The organism is Roseateles sp. GW821-FHT09B06, from assembly GCF_059418245.1.
In genome coordinates this window covers 1-1991 of sequence record NZ_JBWKPM010000059.1, presented here as the reverse complement: position 1 = coordinate 1991, position 1991 = coordinate 1, and the positions used below count along the sequence as shown (strand labels likewise).

General features: G+C 70.4%; 1 pseudogene. It reads right to left on the bottom strand.

Annotation, left to right across the window (positions count from 1 at the left end):
- Positions 1-1991, bottom strand: a pseudogene (locus AC07OQ_RS24400) (heme utilization protein); the annotation flags it as partial.

Sequence of the window (1991 nt, the reverse complement as noted above, 5' to 3'; positions counted from 1 at the left end):
TGGTCGGACTTCAGGCCGGCGACCTGGGCCGAGCTGAGCACGGCGGCCTGCGCCGAGGTCAGGGCCTGCACGTTGTCAGTGCTCAGCGCGCCGATCTGTGCGCTGGTCAGGGCACGCACGCCGGCCGAGCCCAGGCCAACGAGGTCGTCGCTGGTCAGGCTGGAGATGGCGGCTGTGCCGATGGCAGCCACCTGGGCCGAGCTCAAGGCGGCAAACTGGGCCGAGGTCAGGGCATTCAGGTCATCGCTGCCCAGGCCGACGATCTGGCCGGTCGTCAGCGAGGCAACCTGGGCGGTGCCCAAGGCGCCGATCTGGTCGGAGTCCAGCGCGGCCAGTTGCGCGGTGCTCAGCGCACGGATCGCGGCGGTCGAGAGCGACTTCAGGTCATCGGACTCGAGCACGGCGATCTGGTCGGACTTCAGGCCGGCGACCTGCGCCGAACTCAGGACCGCGGCCTGGGCCGAGGTCAGGGCCTGGATGTTGTCGGTGCTCAAGGCACCCAGTTGCGCGCTGGTCAGCGAGCGGACACCGGCGCTGCCCAGGCCGACCACGTCGTCGCTGGTCAGCGTCGAGATCGAGGCGGTGCTGATCGCGGCGATCTGCGCCGAGCCGAGCGCGGCGAACTGGGCCGAGGTCAGGGCGTTCAGGTCGTCGCTGCCCAGGCCGGCGATCTGGCCGGTGCTGAGCGAGGCCACTTGTGCGGAGCTGAGGGCGCCGATCTGGTCGGAGTCCAGCGCGGCCAGTTGGGCCGTACTCAGGGCACGCAACTGGGCGCTGCCCAGGACACGCAGGTCGTCGGTATCGAAAGCCGCGACCTGTGCGGTACCGAAGCCGGCGACCTGGCTCGAGGTCAGGGCCGCGGCCTGTGCGGTGGTCAGGGCCTTGATGTCATCGCTGGACAGGCCGGCCACCTGGTTTGTGGGGGTGATGGACAGCGAGGCCAACTGGCTGGTGGTCAGCGCGGCGATCTGATCGGAGCTCAGTGCATCGATCATGGCCGAGCTGAGACCGCGCAGCGCGGCGGTGCTCAGCGCGCGCAGATCATCCGATTCCAGCTGGGCGATCTGATCGCTTTTCAGGCCGGCAACTTGCGCCGAGCTCAGCTGAGCGGCCTGGGCCGTGGTCAGGGCCTGGATGTTGTCGGTGCTCAGCGCGCCGAGTTGGGCGCTGGTCAGCGAGCGGATGCCAGAGGATCCGAGGCCCACCAGGTCGTCGCTTGTCAGGCTGGAGATGGCGGCGGTGCCGATGGCGGCCACCTGGGCCGAGCTCAAGGCGGCGAACTGGGCCGAGGTCAGGGCATTCAGGTCATCGCTGCCCAGGCCGGCGATCTGGCCGGTCGTCAGCGAGGCGATCTGGGTGCTGGACAGTGCGGCAATCTGGTCGGATTCGAGCGCGGCCAACTGGGCGGTGCCGAGCGCGCGGATGGCGGCGGTCGACAGCGCCTTCAGGTCGTCGGACTCGAGCGCGGCGACCTGCTCGGTCTTCAGGCCGGCCACCTGGGCGGAGCTCAGGGCCGCGGCCTGGGCCGAGGTCAGGGCCTGGACGTTGTCGGTGCTCAAGGCACCAAGCTGGGCGCTGGTCAGCGCGCGGGCACCGGCCGAGCCAAGTGCGACCAGGTCGTCACTGGTCAGGCTGGAGATGGCGGCGGTGCCGATGGCGGCCACCTGGGCCGAGCTCAAGGCGGCGAACTGGGCCGAGGTCAGGGCGTTCAGGTCGTCGCTGCCGAGGCCGGCGATCTGGCCGGTCGTCAGCGAGGCAACCTGTGCCGAACTCAGCGCGGCGATCTGGTCGGATTCGAGCGCGGCCAGCTGGGCCGTGCCGAGGGCACGGACGGCTGCGGTGGACAGGGCCTTCAGATCGTCGGATTCGAGCGCGGCGATCTGGTCGGACTTCAGGCCGGCCACCTGGGCGGAGCTCAGGACCGCGGCCTGGGCCGAGGTCAGGGCCTGGATGTTGTCGGTGCTCAGCGCGCCGATCTGGGCGCTGGTCAG